At 59.3% G+C, this 21674-nt stretch carries 21 protein-coding genes, 1 tRNA gene and 1 riboswitch; of the genes, 17 read left to right on the top strand and 5 right to left on the bottom strand.

The window, feature by feature from the left end:
* Nucleotides 1–17: 17 nt before the first annotated feature.
* The 7 genes from phoR (at nt 18) to phoB (ending at nt 7953) form a co-directional block, all read left to right on the top strand.
* On the top strand, nt 18–1289 hold the full coding sequence (gene phoR / locus AGR1_RS11310; RefSeq protein ID WP_149146932.1) for a phosphate regulon sensor histidine kinase PhoR: 1272 nt from the start codon (nt 18–20) through the stop codon (nt 1287–1289).
* A gap of 195 nt (nt 1290–1484) precedes the next feature.
* Nucleotides 1485–2519, top strand: coding sequence for a substrate-binding domain-containing protein (locus AGR1_RS11305; RefSeq protein WP_080791436.1), 1035 nt, complete (start codon nt 1485–1487; stop codon nt 2517–2519).
* Between the two features lie 263 nt (nt 2520–2782).
* Nucleotides 2783–4267 (top strand): phosphate ABC transporter permease subunit PstC, encoded by a 1485-nt coding sequence (pstC, locus tag AGR1_RS11300; RefSeq protein ID WP_149146931.1) that lies wholly within the window; start codon nt 2783–2785, stop codon nt 4265–4267.
* A complete protein-coding gene (pstA, locus tag AGR1_RS11295) occupies nt 4264–5586 on the top strand; it encodes a phosphate ABC transporter permease PstA (RefSeq protein ID WP_080791434.1) in 1323 nt (440 codons plus the stop codon). Before pstC ends, pstA begins: the two co-directional genes overlap by 4 nt.
* 14 nt (nt 5587–5600) lie before the next feature.
* Nucleotides 5601–6416, top strand: coding sequence for a phosphate ABC transporter ATP-binding protein PstB (gene pstB / locus AGR1_RS11290; RefSeq protein WP_080791433.1), 816 nt, complete (start codon nt 5601–5603; stop codon nt 6414–6416).
* Between the two features lie 97 nt (nt 6417–6513).
* The gene (gene phoU, locus AGR1_RS11285) at nt 6514–7239 is read left to right on the top strand and encodes a phosphate signaling complex protein PhoU (protein WP_077985368.1); all 726 of its coding nucleotides are present in this window, start codon (nt 6514–6516) and stop codon (nt 7237–7239) included.
* Between the two features lie 30 nt (nt 7240–7269).
* On the top strand, nt 7270–7953 hold the full coding sequence (gene phoB, locus AGR1_RS11280; RefSeq protein WP_003493692.1) for a phosphate regulon transcriptional regulator PhoB: 684 nt from the start codon (nt 7270–7272) through the stop codon (nt 7951–7953).
* Between the two features lie 179 nt (nt 7954–8132).
* On the opposite strand, the gene AGR1_RS11275 is transcribed toward phoB, so the two are convergent.
* Entirely contained in the window at nt 8133–8666 is a 534-nt protein-coding gene (locus tag AGR1_RS11275) for a GcrA family cell cycle regulator (protein WP_080791432.1), read from the bottom strand.
* Nucleotides 8667–8818: 152 nt separating this feature from the next.
* On the opposite strand from AGR1_RS11275, the gene AGR1_RS11270 reads away from it, so the two are divergent.
* From AGR1_RS11270 to AGR1_RS11255, 4 genes are all read left to right on the top strand, one after another.
* Nucleotides 8819–9067 carry a hypothetical protein gene (locus AGR1_RS11270; RefSeq protein ID WP_080791431.1) on the top strand — a complete coding sequence of 83 codons (249 nt, stop codon included), beginning with the start codon at nt 8819–8821 and terminating at the stop codon, nt 9065–9067.
* 30 nt (nt 9068–9097) lie between these two features.
* The gene (locus AGR1_RS11265) at nt 9098–10297 is read left to right on the top strand and encodes an aspartate aminotransferase family protein (RefSeq protein WP_149146930.1); all 1200 of its coding nucleotides are present in this window, start codon (nt 9098–9100) and stop codon (nt 10295–10297) included.
* A 57-nt stretch (nt 10298–10354) separates the two neighbouring features.
* Nucleotides 10355–11272 carry an ornithine carbamoyltransferase gene (gene argF, locus AGR1_RS11260; RefSeq protein WP_080791429.1) on the top strand — a complete coding sequence of 306 codons (918 nt, stop codon included), beginning with the start codon at nt 10355–10357 and terminating at the stop codon, nt 11270–11272.
* 237 nt (nt 11273–11509) lie between these two features.
* Nucleotides 11510–12499, top strand: coding sequence for an Hsp33 family molecular chaperone (locus AGR1_RS11255; RefSeq protein ID WP_149146929.1), 990 nt, complete (start codon nt 11510–11512; stop codon nt 12497–12499).
* A 54-nt stretch (nt 12500–12553) separates the two neighbouring features.
* On the opposite strand, the gene apaG is transcribed toward AGR1_RS11255, so the two are convergent.
* Nucleotides 12554–12946: a Co2+/Mg2+ efflux protein ApaG gene (apaG, locus tag AGR1_RS11250; RefSeq protein ID WP_003503545.1), complete on the bottom strand. Its 393-nt coding sequence runs from the start codon at nt 12944–12946 to the stop codon at nt 12554–12556.
* 232 nt (nt 12947–13178) lie between these two features.
* Entirely contained in the window at nt 13179–14363 is a 1185-nt protein-coding gene (locus AGR1_RS11245) for an O-succinylhomoserine sulfhydrylase (RefSeq protein ID WP_080791427.1), read from the bottom strand.
* A gap of 43 nt (nt 14364–14406) precedes the next feature.
* A riboswitch (SAM riboswitch) is annotated at nt 14407–14485 on the bottom strand.
* A gap of 73 nt (nt 14486–14558) precedes the next feature.
* Between AGR1_RS11245 and AGR1_RS11240 the strand changes: the two genes are divergently transcribed.
* The 4 genes from AGR1_RS11240 to AGR1_RS11225 all read left to right on the top strand — a co-directional run bounded on the left by AGR1_RS11240 (nt 14559) and on the right by AGR1_RS11225 (nt 16987).
* The gene (locus AGR1_RS11240) at nt 14559–15656 is read left to right on the top strand and encodes a 2'-deoxycytidine 5'-triphosphate deaminase (RefSeq protein WP_149146928.1); all 1098 of its coding nucleotides are present in this window, start codon (nt 14559–14561) and stop codon (nt 15654–15656) included.
* 56 nt (nt 15657–15712) lie between these two features.
* Nucleotides 15713–15786, top strand: a tRNA-Gly gene (locus tag AGR1_RS11235).
* 129 nt (nt 15787–15915) lie between these two features.
* Nucleotides 15916–16641 (top strand): aquaporin Z, encoded by a 726-nt coding sequence (aqpZ, locus tag AGR1_RS11230; RefSeq protein ID WP_149146927.1) that lies wholly within the window; start codon nt 15916–15918, stop codon nt 16639–16641.
* Nucleotides 16642–16693: 52 nt separating this feature from the next.
* Entirely contained in the window at nt 16694–16987 is a 294-nt protein-coding gene (locus AGR1_RS11225) for a hypothetical protein (RefSeq protein ID WP_162520452.1), read from the top strand.
* 209 nt (nt 16988–17196) lie between these two features.
* Here the strand turns inward: AGR1_RS11225 and AGR1_RS11220 are convergent, their stop codons facing one another.
* Complete coding sequence (locus tag AGR1_RS11220) at nt 17197–19134, bottom strand: glycosyltransferase (RefSeq protein WP_187772118.1); 1938 nt, start codon at nt 19132–19134, stop codon at nt 17197–17199.
* Between the two features lie 169 nt (nt 19135–19303).
* On the opposite strand from AGR1_RS11220, the gene AGR1_RS11215 reads away from it, so the two are divergent.
* Nucleotides 19304–20065 carry a transporter substrate-binding domain-containing protein gene (locus AGR1_RS11215; protein ID WP_149146926.1) on the top strand — a complete coding sequence of 254 codons (762 nt, stop codon included), beginning with the start codon at nt 19304–19306 and terminating at the stop codon, nt 20063–20065.
* Between the two features lie 37 nt (nt 20066–20102).
* Here AGR1_RS11215 and uppX read toward each other — a convergent pair whose 3' ends face one another.
* Complete coding sequence (gene uppX / locus AGR1_RS11210; protein ID WP_187772117.1) at nt 20103–21395, bottom strand: Wzx-type polysaccharide biosynthesis protein UppX; 1293 nt, start codon at nt 21393–21395, stop codon at nt 20103–20105.
* On the opposite strand from uppX, the gene AGR1_RS29570 reads away from it, so the two are divergent.
* Complete coding sequence (locus tag AGR1_RS29570; protein ID WP_162927293.1) at nt 21373–21537, top strand: hypothetical protein; 165 nt, start codon at nt 21373–21375, stop codon at nt 21535–21537. The two genes, uppX and AGR1_RS29570, sit on opposite strands and share 23 nt — an antisense overlap.
* The last annotated feature ends 137 nt before the right edge of the window (nt 21538–21674 follow it).

The raw sequence follows: 21674 nt of genomic DNA, 5'->3' as shown, positions 1-21674 counted from the left end.
GGAAAGAGCGGGCTTAAATGGCAGTCATGGAAGGCGATGGTGGATTAAGGCGTTTGGGAAAGAAGCTCGGCCGGAACTGGTTGCCCCTTCTCATCGTCAGCATGCTCGCCATCGTGGCCGTTGCCGAGCTTAACACGCCCTATATGCCCGCCGCCCTGTGGCTTTGCGCCGTCATTGCCATCCTCGCCGGTCGGGAGGGCCCCGCGCCAGATTCCGCAAAGGACGGTAGTCTGGCTGCCGAGACGGATGAACAAGAAGTGCCTGGCGAAAACGTCATTTCCGGCGTAAGGGCGGGGCTCGCGGTTCTGGACACGCCCGTTTTCATGCTCGACAGGAACGCCAGCGTGCTGTTCCAGAACGGCGCGGCCGAGCGCGCCTTCGGCCAGTTGCCTGCCGGCGCGCATATTTCCGCCCGGTTGCGCTCTCCCGGCCTTTTGGATGTCATTCGCGAAACCATCACCACCGGCCAGCCCAATCAGGTCGAACATTCGGAGCGCTTCCCTTCCGAACGGGTCTTCATCGTCCGTATTGCCCGTGCGGATGTGGGAGAGGGGGCGGGTCCGCCATTCTACATCCTGTCGTTCCGCGACGTCTCAGAACTCCGACGCATCGACCGCATGCGCAGCGACTTTGTCGCCAATGCAAGCCATGAGCTGCGAACGCCACTCGCTTCGCTCCGTGGCTTCATCGAAACCATGCAGGGGCCGGCGCGCAACGACCCCAAGGCGCAGGAACGTTTCCTCGCCATCATGCTGGATCAGGCAACCCGCATGAGCCGGCTGGTGGACGATCTCATGTCCCTTTCGCGGCTGGAACTGCGTGCAAATATCGCGCCGGACCAGAGGGTCGATCTCGTTCCCGTCATCGGCCATGTGCGCGATACGCTGCTGCCGCTTGCCGACGAGCTTGAGGTGACCATCACGCTGCACCTGCCGGATCGACCAGCGGAAGTGCAGGGAGATCGCGACGAACTGGTGCAGGTGTTCCAGAATCTCGTTGAAAATGCTTGCAAATACGGCCAGGAAGGCAAGGTCGTGGATGTCTGGTTGCGGGCCGAACCCGGCAAACCTGTGGAGGTGAGCGTCATCGACAAGGGGCCGGGCATTCCCGCCGAACACGTGCCCCGCCTGACAGAGCGTTTTTATCGTGTCAGCGTCGCCGACAGCCGTTCGAAAAAGGGCACGGGTCTCGGCCTTGCCATCGTCAAGCACATCCTCACCCGCCATCGCGCCCGCCTCATCATTAAATCGGAATTGGGCAGCGGCACGGACTTCACGGTGAGATTTTGACATAAAATATGCATCTGTTTTTGATGTGGTAAATATTTATAAATAAAATCAATGGCTTAAATTGTCACAAATCTTTCGTCAAAGTGACATAAAAGGAAGTGGCTACGGTGGTTAAGAAAAGGTCGCCGAGCGCAAGCTAAGAGCGAGTGTCGCTATCGGCTGCGTCCACAACAAAGCCCACGACGGGAGAGACAAATGAACATCGTTAAATTTTCCGCAGCAGCTCTGGTGGCTTCTGTCGCCTTCGCTGGCGCCGCCGCTGCTCGCGACCAGATCCAGGTTGCCGGTTCCTCCACGGTTCTGCCTTACGCCAAGATCGTTGCCGAGACCTTTGCCGAAACCTTCCCGAACTTCAAGGCTCCGGTTGTTGAGTCCGGCGGCACGGGCGGCGGTCTGAAGGCATTCTGCTCGGGCGTCGGCGAAGGCACCATCGACATCGCAAACGCTTCGCGCAAGATCAAGGCCGACGAACTGGCCGCCTGTAAGGCTGCTGGCGTTGCCGACGTTCAGGAAGTGAAGATCGGTTACGACGGTATCGTTTTTGCGATGGACTCTTCCAACAAGGACATCAAGCTGGAGCCGAAGGATCTTTACCTTGCTCTCGCTGCTGAAATCGTCAAGGACGGCAAGCTCGTTGCCAACCCCTACAAGAAGTGGTCGGAAATCAACAAGGAACTGCCTGACGTTGCTATCGCCGCTTACATCCCGGGCTCCAAGCACGGCACGCGCGAAGTCTTCGAAGAGAAGATCATGGCTGACGGCTGCAAGGAAGCCGGTGCCACCGACGTCATCAAGACGCTCATCACCGACGCCAAGCAGGCCGCTGCAAAGTGCGTTGCAGTTCGCAAGGACGGCGCAGCTGTCGATATCGACGGCGACTACACCGAAACGCTCGCTCGTATCGACGCCAACAAGACCGGCCTCGGCGTTTTCGGCCTCGCTTTCTATGAAAACAACGCTGACCGTCTGAAGGTTGCGACCGTTTCGGGCGTCGTTCCGTCCACCGAAACCGTTGCCAGCGGCAAGTACCCGGTTTCCCGCCCGCTGTTCTTCTACGTGAAGAAGGCTCACCTGGGCGTTATCCCGGGTCTTAAGGAATATGTCGAGTTCTTCACGTCCGACGAGATGATCGGCCCGGATTCCCCGCTCGCCAACTACGGCCTGGTTGCCGCCCCCGACGCAGAGCGTGAAGAAATCCGCTCGAAGTTCTCGGCCGGCTCCACGATGTAATGAAGAAGGAGGGGTGCGGCTTTGCCGTGCCCCTCATTCAGCCTCGCTGAGGCCGTCGTCCGCGGTTGACAGTTCCCATTCATCACCATCCACATGATTGTCGATGGATTTCAGATGGATAGGATGTATCAACCTTGACGCTTGCCAGACGATGATACAGTCAGACGGCAGGCATCACTGGATGGTCCAGCGGTCTCGTTTTGATGACTTTTTGATTTGCCCGATATCGCACCGTGCTCTTGAGGCACGCCGAGGGAACTCTAATGAACACATCGATCCTTTTGCTGCTACTGGCGCTCATCGGCATCGGCAGCTATTTGCTCGGCAGCCGACGCGCCGTCGCCCTGTCTGGCGGTCGCCCGTCCAGCATGCATTCCCGTGCCGGTTATCACGGCTCCTACGCGGTCGTCTGGGCGGTGCTGCCCGCGGCGTTCATCCTCTGCGCCTGGCTCATTGTCAGCCCGTTGCTCGTCACCTCGGCGGTGCGCGGCAATTTTCCCGAGGATGTGCGCGCGCAGTCCGAAGCGCAGCAGAGCCTGACCTACGGCATGGTGACCTCCATCGCCCGTGGCCTGCAGCGGCTGACGCCGGAGGAAACCGCGCAGGTCGAGGCGGATACGGCTGCGGTCCGGCCGCTCCTGGCTTCCAAGGGTGTTGCAATCGCCGGTGATCCCGAGCGTTTCATGATCGATGCCGCCCACACGCTCAATAGCATGACCGCCACCAGCCGCATCGCGATGATCGCCATCGTCCTGCTGGCCGCATTCGGTGGCGCCGCCTATGCGCTGCGTGCGATCGCGCCGCGTTTCCGGGCGCGCAACAAGGTCGAGAAAGTCATTCTCGCGGCCCTGCTCGTCGCTTCGTCCATCGCCATTCTCACGACCATCGGCATCGTCTTTTCGATGCTGACCGAGGCGATCCAGTTCTTTACCACGGTGCCGGCGCACCAGTTCTTTTTCGGAACGGTCTGGGATCCGCGTTTTGCTGCGGCGGGTGCTACAGACTCCTCCGGCCAGTTCGGCCTGATCCCGCTGCTCGCCGGCACGCTTTATATCGGTTTCGTCGCCATGCTGGTTGCGGTTCCGGTCGGTCTCTTCTCGGCGATCTACATGGCGGAATACGCCTCGCCGCGCTTCCGCTCCATGGCAAAGCCGCTGCTTGAAGTGCTCGCCGGCATTCCCACCATCGTCTACGGCTTCTTCGCGCTGACGACGGTCGGTCCTTTCCTCAGAGACATCTCCACGCAGATCAATGGTCTGGCGACGGGCGACTACGCCAACTTCATTCAGGCGCAGAGCGTCATCACCGCCGGCTTCGTCATGGGTATCATGCTGATCCCGTATGTGTCGTCGCTGTCGGACGATATCATCACCGCCGTGCCGCGCTCGCTGCGTGACGGTTCGCTCGGTCTTGGCGCCACGCGTTCCGAAACGATCAAGAGGGTCATTATTCCGGCCGCTCTTCCCGGCATCGTCGGCGCCGTGCTGATGACGGCTTCGCGCGCCATCGGCGAAACCATGATCGTGGTCCTTGCGGCAGGTGTTGCCGCCCGCCTGCAGCTCGATCCCTTCGAGCCCATGACCACGGTGACGGTCAAGATCGTCAGCCAGCTCACCGGCGACCTCGAATTCACTTCGCCGCAGACGCTGGTCGCCTTCGCGCTCGGCATCACGCTTTTCGCCATCACGCTTTGCCTGAATATCTACGCGCTTTACATCGTGCGCAAATACCGGGAGCAATATGAATGACCGACATCGTTTCTCCCGCAGCCGGCGCGAGCGCCGTCAACAGGGCCACGCGCCGTGATATCGGCATCAAGCGCCGCTATGCTGCCGAACGCCGCTTCCGCGCCTACGGCATGGCGGCGATTTCCTTCGGCCTCATCTTCCTCTTCCTGCTGCTCTGGTCGGTTTTCTCCAAGGGTTACACCGCCTTCCAGCAGACAATGATCACCGTTCCGGTCGAGTTTTCCGAACAGATCATCGATCCGAAGAATGAACGCGCCACAAACCCGACAAAGCTGATGACGGCGAATTATCCCGTCGTCGCCCGCGATGCGGTCGCCAAGGTTCTTGGTGTTGCGCCGACGGACCGCGCCGGCCTTCGCGCCGTCAATCTGCTGATTTCCGACAGCGTGCGCACGCAGCTTCGAGACATCGTCGTCGCCGATCCCGCCGTCATCGGCACCACGCGCACCGTCGCGCTGCTGGCGTCAGGCGATGTTGACAGCGCCTTCAAGGGTCAGGTCGACCTGACGGCGGATGAAGCCAATCGCCGCATCTCCAACCAGCAGCTCGGCTGGATGAACCAGCTTGCCGAAAGCGGCCAGCTCGGCAAACATTTCAATACCGGCATCTTCATCAACGGCGCCTCAAGCCGTCCGGAAGCGGCGGGCGTGGGTGTGGCGCTGATCGGCTCCTTCTACATGATGCTGATCGTGCTGGTGCTGTCATTGCCGATCGGCGTCGCGGCCTCCATCTATCTCGAGGAATTCGCCCCGAAGAACCGTCTGACGGATCTTATCGAGGTGAATATCAACAATCTCGCGGCTGTTCCTTCGATTGTCTACGGTCTGCTCGGCCTCTCGGTCTTCATCAACTTCATGGGCTTTCCGCGCTCGGCCTCGCTGGTCGGCGGTCTCGTCCTGACGCTGATGACCCTGCCGACGATCATCATCGCGACGCGCGCTGCCCTGAAAGCCGTGCCGCCGTCTATCCGCGCCGCCGCCCTCGGCCTCGGCGCTTCCAAGATGCAGACGATCTTCCACCATGTGCTGCCGCTCGCCATGCCCGGCATCCTCACCGGCACCATCATCGGCCTCGCCCATGCGCTGGGCGAAACGGCGCCGCTGCTCCTGATCGGCATGGTGGCATTCGTTGCGAATTACCCGACAACGCCGATGGATCCGTCCACGGCCCTGCCGGTGCAGATTTACATGTGGGCGAACGAAGCCGAGCGTGCCTTTGTCGAAAGGACATCCGGCGCTATCATCATCCTGCTTTTGTTCCTCATCGTCATGAATGTTGGCGCAATCCTGTTGCGTCGCCGCTTCGAACGACGCTGGTAGAGGGAGATTGAGCAATGAACATGTTGTCGGAAGCAGCAGTTGAAAAGGCGCTGGACAAGAAAATGAATGAAGTCTCATACAAGATGATCGGCAAGGACGTTTCGGTTTATTACGGCGAAAAGCGTGCGCTTTACGACGTGAACCTGAATGTTCGCGAAAATACGGTGACCGCGCTTATCGGCCCGTCTGGCTGCGGTAAATCCACCTTCCTGCGCACCCTGAACCGCATGAACGACACGATCGACGGTTGCCGGGTGACCGGCAAGATCACGCTCGATACCGACGATATCTACGATCAGGCAATCGATGTCGTGGAATTGCGCGCCCGCGTCGGCATGGTGTTCCAGAAGCCGAACCCTTTCCCGAAGTCGATCTACGAAAACATTTCCTACGGTCCGCGCATCCATGGTCTCGCCCGCAACAAGGCGGATATGGACCAGATCGTCGAACATAGCCTGCAGAAGGCCGGTCTCTGGAACGAAGTGAAGGATCGCCTGCAGGAATCCGGCACGGGTCTTTCCGGCGGTCAGCAGCAGCGCCTGTGCATCGCCCGCGCGGTTGCCGTCAGCCCGGAAGTGATCCTGATGGACGAACCCTGCTCGGCGCTGGACCCGATCGCGACCGCAAAGGTCGAAGAGCTGATCCACGAGCTGCGTACCAATTACACGATCGTCATCGTCACGCACTCCATGCAGCAGGCGGCGCGTGTTTCCCAGCGCACGGCCATGTTCCACCTTGGTCACCTTGTCGAGGAAAACGAAACCGACAAGATGTTCACCAATCCGGACGATCAGCGCACGCAGGACTACATCATGGGCCGCTTCGGCTGATACCCGGCCGGCGTTTTATCGAAACCGAACAAGACTGGTGCCTCTGCCGTGCCCGCTTCCGGGTACGCGCATGCAGGCCAAGCCGGAGGACTATACCATGACACAGACAACGACCCATTCGCATATCCTGTCGGCCTATGACGACGAACTGAAATTCCTGACGCGTCGTATCGCCGAAATGGGCGGTCTGGCGGAACAGATGTGCGCCGACGCCGTGCGTGCGCTCGTCAACTCCGACGCTGCACTCGCTCAGAAGGTCATTTCCGACGACGCGATCCTCGATCATTCCGAGCGTGAGATCGGCGACAAGGCCATCGTCACAATCGCCAGGCGCCAGCCGATGGCGGCAGACCTTCGCGAGATCATCGGCACCCTGCGTATCGCCGCCGACCTCGAACGCGTTGGCGACCTCGGTAAGAACACTGCCAAGCGTGTCATAGCGGTCGCCGGAACGGGCGTGCCGCGTAAGCTCGCCCGCGGCATCGAACACCTTTCGGAGCTGGCGCTGGTACAGCTCAAGGAAGTCCTCGACGTCTATTCGACACGTTCGGCGGAGAAGGCCAATGCCATCCGCGAGCGCGACGAGGAAATCGACGCCATGTATACGTCGCTCTTCCGTGAGCTTTTGACCTACATGATGGAAGATCCGCGTAACATCACCACCTGCACGCATCTTCTGTTCTGCGCCAAGAACATCGAGCGTATCGGTGACCATGCCACCAATATCGCCGAGACGATCTATTACATGACCACCGGCAGCCAGCCGGAAGGCGAACGTCCTAAGGATGACAGTTCCAACACGCTCGGTTCGGTGACCGAGTAACAGACAGGCAGCGGCTTGCGGAGTTAGTATATGGTGCCCAAGATTGCAGTTGTGGAAGATGAGGAAGCGCTGAGCGTCCTGCTTCGTTACAATCTCGAGGCTGAGGGATATGACGTCGACACGATACCCCGTGGAGACGAGGCCGAAATTCGGCTGCAGGAACGTATTCCGGACCTTCTTATCCTGGATTGGATGCTTCCCGGTGTTTCCGGCATCGAACTGTGCCGTCGGCTCAGAATGCGGCCGGAAACCGAACGCCTGCCCATCATCATGCTGACGGCGCGCGGCGAGGAAAGCGAGCGCGTTCGTGGTCTCGCAACAGGCGCAGACGACTATGTCGTCAAGCCGTTCTCGACACCGGAACTCATGGCCCGCGTCAAGGCCATGCTGCGGCGGGCCCGGCCTGAGGTTCTGTCGTCGGTGCTGAAATGCGGTGATATCGAGCTGGATCGCGAGACCCACCGTGTTCATCGTAAGAGCCGCGAAGTGCGCCTCGGTCCGACGGAATTCCGCCTGCTGGAGTTTCTGATGACCTCTCCCGGCCGGGTGTTTTCCCGCTCGCAGTTGCTGGATGGTGTCTGGGGTCACGATATCTATGTGGATGAGCGCACTGTTGACGTCCATGTCGGACGGCTACGCAAGGCGCTCAATTTTTCGCATATGCAGGATGTCATCCGCACCGTGCGCGGCGCCGGCTACTCGATGGAAGCCTGAGCGGGTATCATCCGACTGACGCGTTCTGTTTGAAGTAATTTCCCGCAAAAGCAATAGGCCCGAAACCGCATTGGTATCGGGCCTATTGTTTTGGTTCATTTCAATCCGCTCTGGTTTTGTCACAAAAAAACGGGCCCGAAGGCCCGTAGTTTTTGAGTGTCAAATGCGTGCCGCAACACTCAAGCTTTACGGCGCTCGCTCACCGGCTGGTAGGCGAGTTTCGCATGGAACTTGCAATAGGGCGAAGATTCCAGCGCTTCACAACCGCAGAAATGGAAATCGTCTTTCAAGGGATCGCCGACCGGCCACTTGCAGGTGCGCTCCGTCAGTTCCGTCAGCGTCAGGCGACGCGAAATCGGGGTGACGACGTTTCTGGAAGGAACGTAATCGAGGACTTCCGCGGTCTCGATGCCGATCTCTTCCTGAAGAGCCGTTGCTGCGTTGGAACGGGTAAGAACCCGAGCAGGCGCTGTGCCGACACGGCCCACGAAATTCGTCGCGCGTGGGGCAGGGGCCGCAGTCCGCTTGGGCGTGGAACGCGCCGAAGTGACCGGGCCGCCAGCCTTGACACGACCCGGCAGGTTGAGACGGTGCACCTTGCCGATAACGGCATTACGGCTGACGCCGCCCAGCTGTGCTGCTATCTGGCTGGCGCTAAGCCCCTCGGACCACAATTTCTTGAGTTTTTCGACCCGTTCGTCTGTCCAGTTCATGCCGCTTCTCCGCTCGTCGCGTATAATGTCGGCAGAATCCCTCTCCGCCTCGCGGGCGTGCCGCGAGCGTGGTTTCTGCCTGATTTTTGGTGACTAGTTCCGCCGCAATGCAGTCTAGTAATTAGCGATTAACCTAGTGCCACGCAGACTCCGTGGCAAGAGTCGCGGGAATCATCTCGAATCGATTTTCCGGTTTTCCCCAACTTGCTGGCGAATTGAGTCTGAAAGGCAACACCTTGGGCCTCATCCGCCGCCACCTACTAGGGCTTGAGAAGCCCGAGAAACGCGGACTTTTGTTGACATCGGCAGGCGAAGTGACAATAGTGCCCCTGCCGCCGCAAGGCGGCATTTTTGATTTTCAGGCGAGGGATAACCCCGAAAGCCTATTGACAACTGTCTGACAGCGCAACCGCGCAAGGAGTGATACAGCCATGGCCGAAGCCGCCGCGCCATTGTTCGATACGTTTGCAAGAGCCCCCCTGCGCTTTGAGCGAGGCGAGGGCGTCTGGCTGTACACGGAGAGCGGTGAGCGATATCTCGATTTTGCGGCTGGCGTTGCGGTCAATTCGCTGGGTCATGCCCATCCGCACCTCGTGGAGGCGATCAAGACGCAGGCCGAGAAGGTCTGGCACGTCTCGAACCTTTATGAAGTGCCGGGCCAGGAAAAGCTTGCAAAGCGCCTGACGGAAGCAACGTTTGCGGACAAGGTCTTCTTCACCAACTCCGGCGCGGAAGCGCTGGAATGTGCGATCAAGACTGCGCGCCGTTATCACTATTCCAAGGGACGTCCGGAAAAGTTCCGCATCATCACTTTCGAAGGCGCCTTCCACGGCCGCACGCTCGCGACGATCGCCGCCGGCGGTCAGCAGAAATATCTCGAAGGTTTCGGCCCAAAGGTCGAGGGTTTCGACCAGGTGCCCTTCGGTGACGTTGATGCGCTGAAAGCCGCTATCACGGACGAGACGGCCGCGCTTCTGATCGAGCCCATTCAGGGTGAGGGTGGTATCCGCGCGCCAGCCAAGGAATTCCTGCAGCTGCTGCGGTCGCTCTGCGACGACCAGGGCATGCTGCTGATTTTCGATGAGGTCCAGACCGGTGTCGGCCGCACGGGCAAATTCTTTGCCTATGAGCACACCGGTGTCGCGCCCGATATCATGGCGGTTGCCAAGGGTATCGGCGGCGGTTTCCCGCTCGGCGCCTGCCTTGCGACGGCCGATGCCGCGTCCGGCATGACAGCCGGCGTGCATGGCACCACCTATGGCGGCAATCCGCTGGCGATGGCTGTTGGTAATGCCGTGCTTGATGTCGTCCTTTCCGAGGGCTTCCTGGAAAAGGTTCGTGATGTCGCGCTGGTCTTCCGCCAGGGCCTTGCTTCGCTGAAAGATCGTTATCCCGATGTCATCGAGGAGATTCGCGGCGAAGGCCTGCTTCTCGGCATCAAGGCGAAGGTTCCCTCGGGTGAGCTGTTGCAGGCCATGCGCGCCGAGCATCTGCTGGGTGTGCCGGCGGGCGACAACGTCATCCGTCTTCTGCCGCCGCTCGTCACCACGGCGGAAGAGGCCCGCGAGGGCTTGGCGCGCGTGGAAGCGGCCGCCGCTTCACTGACAGTGAAACAGGCAAAGATCGCCTGAGGAAACAATAAATAGCGGGCCTCTCCCCCGAGGCTCGCGAGCATGGGACAGTTTGAAATGGCTTCACCTAAACATTTTCTCGACCTGTCGGCCGTTGGCTCGCAGGACCTGCGGGCAATTCTTGACGATGCCCGCGCACGCAAGGCCGCCACCAAGGCCGGAACGGCGGAAAAGCCGCTTGCCGGCAAGATGCTGGCAATGATCTTCGAAAAGCCCTCCACCCGCACCCGCGTCTCCTTCGATGTCGGTATGCGCCAGCTCGGCGGCGAGACGCTTTTCCTCTCCGGTACGGAAATGCAGCTCGGTCGCGCCGAAACGATCGGTGACACGGCCAAGGTGCTGTCGCGCTACGTCGACGCCATCATGATCCGCACGACGGATCATTCGCGCCTGCTGGAACTTGCCGAACATGCGACGGTGCCGGTCATCAACGCCCTGACGGATGACACGCATCCCTGCCAGATCATGGCTGACATCATGACCTTCGAGGAACATCGCGGCCCGGTCAAAGGCAAGACCATCGCCTGGACCGGTGACGGTAATAATGTTCTGCATTCCTTCGTCGAGGGCTCTGCCCGCTTCGGTTATCGCATGACGATGGCGGTGCCGATGGGTTCCGAACCCGATGACAAGTTCCTGAACTGGGCCCGCAACAATGGTGGCGAGATCGCGCTGTATCATGACGCCGACAAGGCGGTTGCGGGTGCCGATTGCGTCGTCACCGATACCTGGGTCTCCATGAACCAGGAACACAAGGCGCGCGGCCACAACATCTTCCAGCCCTATCAGGTCAACGAAGCCCTGATGGCCAAGGCGGAGAAGGACGCGCTGTTCATGCATTGCCTGCCGGCGCATCGTGGCGAAGAAGTGACGGATGCCGTGATCGACGGCCCGCAATCGGTGGTCTTCGACGAGGCGGAAAACCGTCTCCACGCGCAGAAGTCCATCATTGCCTGGTGCATGGGCGTCATCTGAGCAAGCACCCGGCCTGACATGTGTCACGCCGGTGCTTGAACTTGACCGTATAGATACTATCTGTGGGGCTTCGAAGAGGCTCGTCGGTTTTGCTGGCGGGCCATCATCACGATTTGCACGTTTTTCCCCGGAAGCGGTTTCTCTTCCCGGGTCTCTGTGCGACAAGCGAAAAAAGCACATTTTAAAAGCCGGACTTTTGGACGGTAGCGGCGCCACGGCTGCGCCAGGGAGTATGACATGGCAGATGTAACGGTTGAACTGGACGATCTCGATTTTGCTGGCGACGACAAGGTTGTGCCCTTTCAGGTCGAAGGTCTGGATGTGCGCGGCCGCGCCGTGCAGGTGGGTCCGCTGTTGAACGCCATTCTTGAGCGGCATGACTATCCCCCGACGGTCGCCCGCCTGCTGGCGGAAGCGACCGTTCTGACGGCGCTGATCGGCACGTCGCTCAAATTTTCCGGCAAGCTCACGCTTCAGACCAAGGGCGATGGTCCGGTCGACCTTCTGGTCGCGGATTTTACCGCGCCGGAAAGCATGCGCGCTTATGCCCGTTTCGACGAGGAGCGGCTGGCGGCGGCGGTTGCGGAAGGTGCAACCTCGCCGGAGCAATTGCTCGGCAACGGCATTCTGGCCTTCACAATCGATCAGGGCGCGGGCATGCAGCCCTATCAGGGCATAGTGCCGCTCGATGGCTCCTCGCTGGAAGACATTGCCGGCGTCTATTTCCGTCAGTCGGAACAGCTGCCCACCCGCGTACGGCTGGGCGTTGCCGAGTTCTTCGACCGTGATGGCGAAGGCAAGCCGCGTCATGGCTGGCGTGCGGGCGGCGTTATCGCGCAATTCCTGCCGCAGGCGCCCGAACGGCTGCGTATGCGTGACCTGCATGGCGGTGACGGCGATGAAAGCGGTCACGAGGTGCAGGAGGACGATGCCTGGACGGAAGCCGTCACGCTGTTGAACACGGTGGATACCGACGAACTGACCGATCCGCAGGTGCCGGTGGAACGCCTGCTTTTCAGGCTTTTCCATGAGAGCGGCGTGCGCATCTATGATCCGCAGGCGGTTTTCGACCGCTGCAGTTGCTCGCGGGACAAGATCAAGGGTGTTCTGTCAGGCTTCACCGCCGAGGAGATCAAGGCGAGCGAGGAAGACGGTGCCATTGCCGTGACCTGCGAGTTCTGCTCCACCACCTATCGCTACAATGTCAGCGAATTTGAAAGTGCCTGAATAGAAAGCCGCGCCCTATAAAGAGTGCGGCTTTTTCATTTGCCGGGCGCGTGGTCAGTTCAAAACCCGCATCAGACCCGGTGAATCCAGCGAAAAGGCGGGTATGGTGACGTTGAACACCTCGCCATTTTCCGTTTCCATTTCATAATGGCCGAACATCAGGCCGGAAGGTGTATCCAGCGGGCAGCCGGAGGAATATTCGTAGCTGTCGCCCGGTTTCAGATGCGGCTTCTCACCCACGACGCCCGGTCCATAGACCTCATCCACCTGACCGTTCTGATCGGTGATGTGCCAGTAGCGATTGACGAGGGTGACCGGAATATCGGAATTGTTTGCGATCACGACTTTGTAGCCCCAGACGTAACGATCGTCATCCGGGTCGGATTGTTCCTCGAGATAATACGGATCGACCGTTACCTCGATATCCCTTGTCAGAGCACGATACATACGCGCCACACCTCGATATTATGCCTGCCGCCGTATCCTACACTATAGGCTCTGGCTATCGTCAAGAAAATGAATGACTTGACGGGCAGGAGGCGTCTCCTGATGCGCTTTTTTCCACCGTTAGGGATAACGGTAGAGGTAAATATTGGTTGCCTGATGCGGTCTTTCGGGCTGGACAGGCGAACCATGGCCCGACACGCGGTCAGGCCATGGGGATTTGCCGATTGAATTTTCAGGCCGAAACAGCCGAAAGACCCTTTGCCAGATCCTCCAGCAGATCGTCGGTATCCTCGATACCGCAGGAAAGGCGCAGGGTGCCGCCGGAAATGCCGAGCTCGGCGCGCGCCTCGTCGGTGAGGTTCTTGTGCGTCGTCGTGCCGGGGTGGGTGATGAGGCTCTTGGCGTCGCCGAGATTGTTTGAAATCTTCACGATCTCAAGCGCGTTCTGCAGCTTGAAGGCCGCGTCCTTGCCGCCCTTCAGTTCGAAAGCCACAAGCGTCGAACCGCCCGACATCTGCCGGGCGATAATGTCCGCCTGCGGGTGATCGGCGCGACCGGGATAGATGACCTTGGCGACCTTGCCATTGTCCGCGAGAAAATCGGCGATTTTGCCAGCATTGGCCGTCTGTTGTTTGACGCGCAGCGGCAGCGTCTCGATACCCTTCAGAAGCGTCCAGGCATTGAAAGGCGACATGGCCGGGCCTGTATGGCGGAAATAATCCTGCAGTTCTTCCTCGATCCACTTCTTGTCGGAAAGGATCACGCCGCCGAGGCAGCGACCCTGGCCGTCAATATGCTTGGTTGCCGAATACACGACGATATGCGCGCCGAGTTCGAGCGGCTTCTGGAAAAGTGGCGTCGCAAACACATTGTCGACCACGACCTTCGCACCGATCTGGTTGGCGAGCTTCGCCACACCGGCAATATCCACCACTTCGAGCGTCGGGTTGGTTGGGCTTTCGAGGAAGAACAGCTTGGTGTTCGGCTGGATCGCCTTTTCCCAGTTGCCGAGATCGCGTCCGTCGATCAGCGTGCATTCGATGCCGTATTTCGGCGCAAGCGTCTCGACCACCCAGCGGCAGGAGCCGAAGAGGGCGCGGGCGGCAACGATGTGATCGCCGGCGCGTAGCTGGCACATGATGGCGGCGGTGACGGCGGCCATGCCCGAGGCAAGCGCGCGGGCGTCTTCAGCGCCTTCCAGCAGGCACATGCGCTTTTCGAACATGTCATTGGTGGGGCTCGCATAGCGGGCGTAGATGAAACCGTCTGTTTCGCCCTTGAAGCGCGCTTCGGCGGCTTCGGAGTTTTCGTATACGAAACCCTGGGTCAAATAGATCGCTTCCGACGTTTCACCATACGGTGAGCGTAGCGTACCGCCGTGAACCAGCTGGGTTGCCGGGCGCCATTTATTGCTCATGTGATCCCCTTCAAAACAAAAAAACCGGCCGCAAAAGCAGACCGGTTCCTAGCACCCGGTCTTTTTAGCCACTTGTTTAACGTGGCTGCAAGCCGACCGGCCAAATCACCACGGGATAAGCTTGCCATACTGCCGTTATCGGCTTGCGTCAATGCTTTCCTTTTGGTTTTGTCGCCGTAAAAAGGAATGACAACCATGACCAGAACCACGGGCATTTTGGCGGATGGCGCGATCAAGGCGTTGTTTGGGGGCGGCAAGCTGAAGAGCGAGGCCGATCTCGATGCTGATCAGGTGCAGCCCGCCAGCCTCGATCTCAGGCTCGGCTCCAAGGCCTATCGTGTTCGCGCCAGCTTCATGCCCGGTCCGGGAACCCGGGTGATCGACAAGCTCAATCGTCTGAGCCTCCACGAGATCGACCTCACCCAGGGCGCGGTGCTGGAAACCGGCTGCGTTTATATCGTCCCCTTGATGGAAAGCCTCGCGCTGCCGGCGGACATGTCGGCCTCGGCCAATCCGAAAAGCTCGACCGGCCGTCTTGATATCTTCACCCGCGTCATGACCGATAATGCGCAGGAATTCGACAAGATACCGGCAGGCTATGCCGGCCCGCTCTATCTGGAAATCAGCCCGCGCACTTTCCCCATCGTTGTGCGCCGCGGCTCGCGCCTGTCACAGATCCGCTTCCGCATCGGCCATTCGCTGCTCAACGAAAGTGAACTGCTGAAGCTGCACGAGACGGAAATGCTGGTCGCCAGCGACACGCCCAACGTGACCGGCGGCGGCATCGCGCTTTCGATCGACCTCAAGGGTTTCGGCGAAAACGGACTGATCGGTTATCGCGGCAAACATCACACGGCGGTGGTGGATGTCGACAAGAAGGCCCAGCATGACGTTCTCGATTTCTGGGAGCCGCTCTACGCGCGCGGCCGCGCCGAACTGATCCTCGACCCGGATGAATTCTATATTCTCGTCTCGCGCGAAGCCGTCCACGTTCCGCCGCTTTACGCGGCTGAAATGACGCCCTTCGACCCGCTGGTAGGCGAATTCCGTGTGCACTACGCCGGCTTCTTCGATCCGGGCTTCGGCCATGCGCAGGCGGGCGGCACCGGCAGCCGCGCCGTGCTCGAAGTGCGCAGCCACGAAGTGCCCTTCATCCTCGAACACGGGCAGATCGTCGGTCGGCTTGTTTACGAGCATATGCTGGAAAAACCGGAAGGCCTCTATGGCAGCGGCCTCGGCTCCAACTATCAGGCCCAAGGACTGAAGCTCTCCAAGCATTTTCGCGCAGAATAACAAACCCGGCGGGTGCTTGACACCCGCTACGAACTATCCGATGTCTTATGCGCGGCGCGGGTGTAGCTCAATGGTAGAGCAGCAGCTTCCCAAGCTGAATACGAGGGTTCGATTCCCTTCACCCGCTCCAATTCCACCCCAGCAAATAATAGGCCGCTTGCCGCCGTTATATTCGCGGACCGAGCGAATATGCGATTTAGCTTGACTACAATTAAATTGCACGTAATAGTTGATGCGATCGTAACATAGGGGAAGTGTTATGAGTCGCAAACTTCTTTCGGAATTTCTGGGAACCTTTTGGCTCGTGTTCGGAGGATGCGGCAGTGCGGTTTTTTCCGCAGCCTTTCCAGAACTCGGCATCGGCTTCCTTGGCGTCGCTTTCGCTTTCGGTCTGACGGTTCTGACCATGGCCTATGCGGTAGGCGGCATTTCGGGCGGTCACTTCAATCCGGCCGTTTCAGTCGGCCTCACCGTTGCGGGTAAATTCCCGGCAGCGAGCCTCGTGCCTTACATCGTGGTGCAGGTTCTGGGGGCGATCGTCGCGGCTGCGGCGCTTTATGTCATCTTCACCGGCAAGGCGGGGGCTGACATTGGCGGTTTTGCCGCCAATGGTTATGGCGAACACTCTCCGGGTGGATATTCTCTCGTATCGGCGCTGCTGATCGAAGTCATCCTGACGGCGTTTTTCGTGATCGTCATTCTGGGGTCGACACATGGCAGGGTTCCGGCCGGCTTCGCGCCGATCGCCATCGGTCTTGCCCTTACCCTTATTCATCTGATTTCCATTCCGGTCACCAACACATCCGTCAATCCGGCCCGCTCCACGGGACAGGCATTGTTCGTTGGCGGATGGGCGCTGCAGCAGCTCTGGCTGTTCTGGCTCGCTCCGATCCTCGGCGGCGCCATCGGAGCCGCGATCTGGAAAATCTTCGGCGAGGAAGAGAAGGCCGGCCATGCCGGTTCGGTTCAACCTGCCCAGACATGAATAAGAGGCTTTGTTTCCTCGAATGGTCGGGGAAACGACTGAGGAGGATGACATGGATCTTGCTTCGATATTGGCCCAGATCGTCGGCGGTGCGGTAGGCGGCACGGCAGGCGGAAAGATAGTGAAGGACTCCGATCTTGGTTCGCTCGGCAATCTGATTGCAGGTGCCATCGGCGGCCTCGGCGGCGGAACTGTGCTCGGTTCGTTGCTCGGCGCAGCGGGAGACGCGGCAGCTGGCGGCGTGGATATCGGCGCTCTCGCCGGCCAGCTGGTTGGCGGCGGTGTCGGCGGTCTGATCGTGCAGATCATCGTCGGCCTGATTAAGAACAAGCTCGTTGCCAAGTAGAGCGGTTCGGTCGCCTTCAGGATGAAATGAAGCACCTTGCCGAAGGAGGAGCTTCGTTCGGCAAGGCACCGGCTCGCGTTATCGATGACGGCGGTAATAACGTAAGGCCTGAGGCGGCTTTGCTGGCAGCGGTAATGTGATAGGAGCCGTGAGCCGCCGCTGCTCGAAACAAGTATCTCGACTGTTTTGGTTCTATCGAAGATGCCGGATCATGAGGTATTCCTGACGGCTGGCGCGTGGGGCGTTTTGTTCCATGCAAAGGGGTTGGTCCTGAGTTCCACCACGGCCCGCCAGGCCGCGATGGACAGCATCAGCCAATATGCGGGCATTGCCAGCCACCGCCTTCCGACATGCCGTCTTTCATAGGCGATCATTCTGGTTCGACCCATCAGCACGAAGATCGTGTAGCTTCCGACGATATTCAGCATATCGATAACAAACAGAAGACCCTGCCAGGTAAGTAGCAGATCGACGCCATCTTCCCGGAGGGCGATAGTCATGAATGCCAGGGAAACGAAGAGCAGGGGATGGGCCAGAGATGACAGAAGCATGCCGCCGATCAGCAGCTGAAAAACCATATAAGCAATCCATCCCATGTCACGTGCTGTCGCAAATGGCGAACGGGTCATCACAAGCCAGCTTTGCAGCCAACCTTTGTACCAGCGTGTTCGCTGGTTCAGCCACACCGGTGGCGAGGTTGGCGCATCCTCCAGCGTCTGTCGCCGGATGACGCCGGAGCGGTAACCGAGCCGATGCAGCCTGAGGCCGAGATCAGCGTCCTCGGTTACATTATAGGGATCCCAGGCGCCTGCCTTCCGCAGCACAGCGGTCCGGAAGTGATTGGAGGTGCCGCCAAGCGGCAGCGGTAAGCCATGTGCGGCAAGGGCAGGTAAGATGCAACGGAAGAGGCCGGAATATTCCAAGGCGAAACAGGCACTTAGCCAAGAGGAAGAGGCATTGCTGATGATAAGCGGCGCCTGCAGGCAGGCAACCTCGTCCGGTTCGTTGCGGAAGGCGGCATGGGCTTCGCGCAATTGCTGCGGGTGGGGCCGGTCCTCGGCGTCATAGACGACAACGAATGCACCGCGCGCGCCGGAAAGTGCATAGGTAAGGGCCTTTGGTTTGGTGCGCGGCAGGGAAGGGGGCACCCTCACGACCTCTATATGCGGGCCGGGATTTATCTTCTGGATGGCCTCGATAGTCGCGCTGTCGTCCGCCTCACAGACAAGCTTGATGTCCAGCCGGGATTTGGGCCAGTCCAGACGCTCCAATGCACCGATGAGCTGTCCGACCACGGCCTCTTCCCGGTAAAGCGCCACCAGAATGGTATAGACCGGCAGTTCGTCTTCCTGCCGAAGAGGCAAGACGGTTGTCGCGTCGTTTTCACGGGGTGCATGGACGAGAGCGAACAACCTGAAGAGCAGGGTCAAAAGGTACAGAAGCGTCAGGGTGACATGCAGATATGTCAATGCCGCTTCCGTGTAAAACAGTAGCGACATGATCAGCAGGGTGACGAGAACGCCGCTGCAAAAACCCTGCTCGCCATGCAGGGTGATCCTGGCGGAATGCTGCGGCGCCATGTTGAAAAGCCGGTGCTGGGTTTCCGCCGAGCGACGGGCCTCGCCGGCTTTCCAGATTGCGCTGCGCATGGCTTGCGGCGTTGTTACAGCAAATTCGTCGAGAAGGCGCGGACGCTGATCCAGCATGTTTTTCAGCGACGTCATCCGCGCCAGTTCCGGCACGATCAGAAGCGTGGGCGCGCCGTTCAGCGGCGTCAAGCGCAGAAACCTCGGCTCGGAGAGCTGAGTGTCCAGCTTGTTTAAGTCCGTCACCCGATCCGGCTCGATCTCCGGGAAAAACGGCAATCGCAGCAATCTGGCGAAAGCGCCGAAATAGGCGTCCGCCGTGACGAGACCGCTTGCCAGTAACTCGTCTTCCAAAGTCGAGCCATTTTCCAGAGCCCGCTGTTTGAATGCCTCGATATAGGGTCTGCCAAATCCCAGCGAAGAAAGAAAGCGGGCTTGTCCAGCCTGATCCTGTTCGGAAGCGGTTGAAAGGGGATCATCACTGGCGTGGGAAAATGCAATTTTTCGTGTCACTGGCGTCGTACAAAACGAATCTCGTGTATATTGCCTAAAATAATCCATGCATTGCCGCCGCCGTCATGGTGTCGCCCACTTCCTGTCGCGGATAGTATAGATGAGAATGACTGATGTAACGCGAAATATAACTTTCGGATTTACTTTAGCTTTCGCTTTACAATTGACATGTTTTATTGATGGCCTGCGCGCGGAGAACCTGTCGGACGGAAGCCGGATGCCGGTGCTTTTCGATGCGCAGGAGCGGTTTCCGGGCGGCGATCTTTCTTCCGTTCCCCGCATCAGATTTCTGATGTCGGTCGATTTCCCGCCCTTCAATTTTACCGATCAGGAAGGCCGGCTTGCGGGGTTCCATGTCGATCTGGTGCGTGAAATCTGCGCTCAGTTGAAGGTCGAAAGCAAATGCCAGGTGCAGGCGCTGCCATTTGACGAGCTGGAGGCGGCTTTGGAATTGGGCGAGGGTGAAGCTGTGATTTCCGGCCTCGCCACCACCGCCGACCTGCGCAAGAGTTTTACCTTCTCGCGGCCCTATCTCCTGATGCCCGCCCGTCTTGCGGTGAACAAGGCGGCGAAATTCACCGGCTCCGGTGCCGATGCGTTTTCGGGAAAGAAGGTGGGTGTGGTTGCCGGCTCGCGGCACGAGCAGATGCTGAAGGCGTTCTTTCCAAAGGCTGCGGCCGAGGGCTTCGACGGCTACGAACCGATGTATGACGCGCTGAAGAAAGGCAAGGTGGACGCCATTTTCGCCGACGGTCTGCGCCTGCCTTTCTGGGTTTCCGGAAGCGCGTCCGAAGGCTGCTGCGCGCTCTTCGGCGGTCCCTATATGTCCGACAGGTTTCTCGGTGAAGGCCTGTCCATCATGGCCGTCGATCCCGACAACGTGCTTGTTCCGGCTTTCGATCAGGCGCTGGCGGCCCTTTCCCGCAACGGTCGGCTGGAAGAAATCTACCGGCGTTATTTCCCTTATGGGCTCTATTAGGGAGAGCCGGCCACCAGATCGGCTCCTATGCCAGCTCTTATTTGGCTGGCGCGAAAACCTCTTCATTGCGGCGCAGGCGCAGCAGCGCGATCCATACGGCGGCGGCGATGGCGGTTTCCACCATGAAATAGCTGCCGATCGTTCCTGAAATGCTGAAGGACCATGTGAAGAAGGCGACGATGACGGAACCGATGAGATTGCCGCTGTTCCAGATCTTCGCGCGAATATCCTGCCGCCCGGATGCGCCGAGCGCCTCGAGTGCGGTGGCGGCAACAGCCATGGGCAGAACCGCCCAGCAAAGTACGCGGGTGATGATGGGTAGCGAAACATATTCATCGCCGAACAAAAGCGGCAGGAAGGGCGCGATGATGAAAATGACGAACGCGCTGCCGGTCGCGATGAAAAGCGCGGCCTTCAGCACGTTATAGGCGCGCTCGATGGTCTTGCTGATGCCCTGCAGGGCGGCGGAAGCCGAGCCGGGATAGATCAGCCGGTTAAGGGCCTCGACGGAGAGATAGGAACTGTCGAGAATGCGCCGGGCGATGGAATAGCTGCCCAGCACCTCGGCGCTGGCAATGGCGCCGAGAACGAGAATATCGGCATTGCCGCGCACGGCCTTGAACAGGAACTGGGTGGAAAACAGGATGCCGATCCGGATTTCCTCGCGCACGATGCGGAACACCGGGCTACCAAGTCTGGCTATCGCCTTGACCGATATCATGGCCGCAATGGTGTGGGCCGCAAGGTTCCACAGCGCCCAGGCTTCCACAGTCTCAACCTTGAAGATGAGGCAGGCGACCACCGCGGCAATGGTGCGGGCGACGGCAAACATCACTTCCAGCTTGTTGGCGGAAGCGAAGTCGGAATGGGCGATGAAGCTCTGCGTGGAAAGCGAGATGACTTTCAGGAGGACGAGGTTCGTGAACAGAATCAGGAAGGTGGTGATCAGCGTGTGCAGCAATGTTTCCGAGGTCGGGAAAAATACCGGGATCGTCACCATGCCGATGATCGTCAGCACGACGCCTGTCGCGGCGCTCAAGAGATAGCTGTGGCCGAGCATGACGGGAAACATGCTGCGATCCTGCGCGACGCGGCGGATCAGCGATTCCTGCGAACCGATGCCGCAGATCTGGACGCCGAGATTGGTGACGGCCGTGATGGAGGCGTAAAGCGCGAATTGTTCGACGCCGAGATGGCGGGCAAGCAGCGCGAAGGTCAGAAGCTGGGCGGCGCTGGACATGAGGAGCGCCCCGCCGGACGCCATGTAGGTCAATCCCAATCTGACTAGATGGCCGAGCCGCGGCGTATTGAACGACACCTCATTCTCCATGTTTTCCGGCATTGCCGGACGAATTCAAAAATGGCTGCGCTGCTTTTTAGAATTCAGCGAACTGAAAAAGCCGCAACTGGCCAATAATGTGAAAGTCCGCGATCCGTATGAATGGCAGTTTATCCTGTCTTATCCCTCTTGAGGTAAGAGAGGGTTAAAGCAATTGCATAATAATGATGATAATGACTGTTTATGGTTATTTGGACATGGCCCTGTATCAGAAGGGTTTCGTTGTTCGTCACAAGGCAGGCCAATGATCCGACGATCCATTTTCGATGC

Origin of the sequence: Agrobacterium sp. B1(2019) (assembly GCF_008274755.1) — a bacterium.
Lineage (GTDB): Bacteria > Pseudomonadota > Alphaproteobacteria > Rhizobiales > Rhizobiaceae > Agrobacterium > Agrobacterium salinitolerans.
This window is presented reverse-complemented; position numbering and strand designations above follow the sequence as displayed.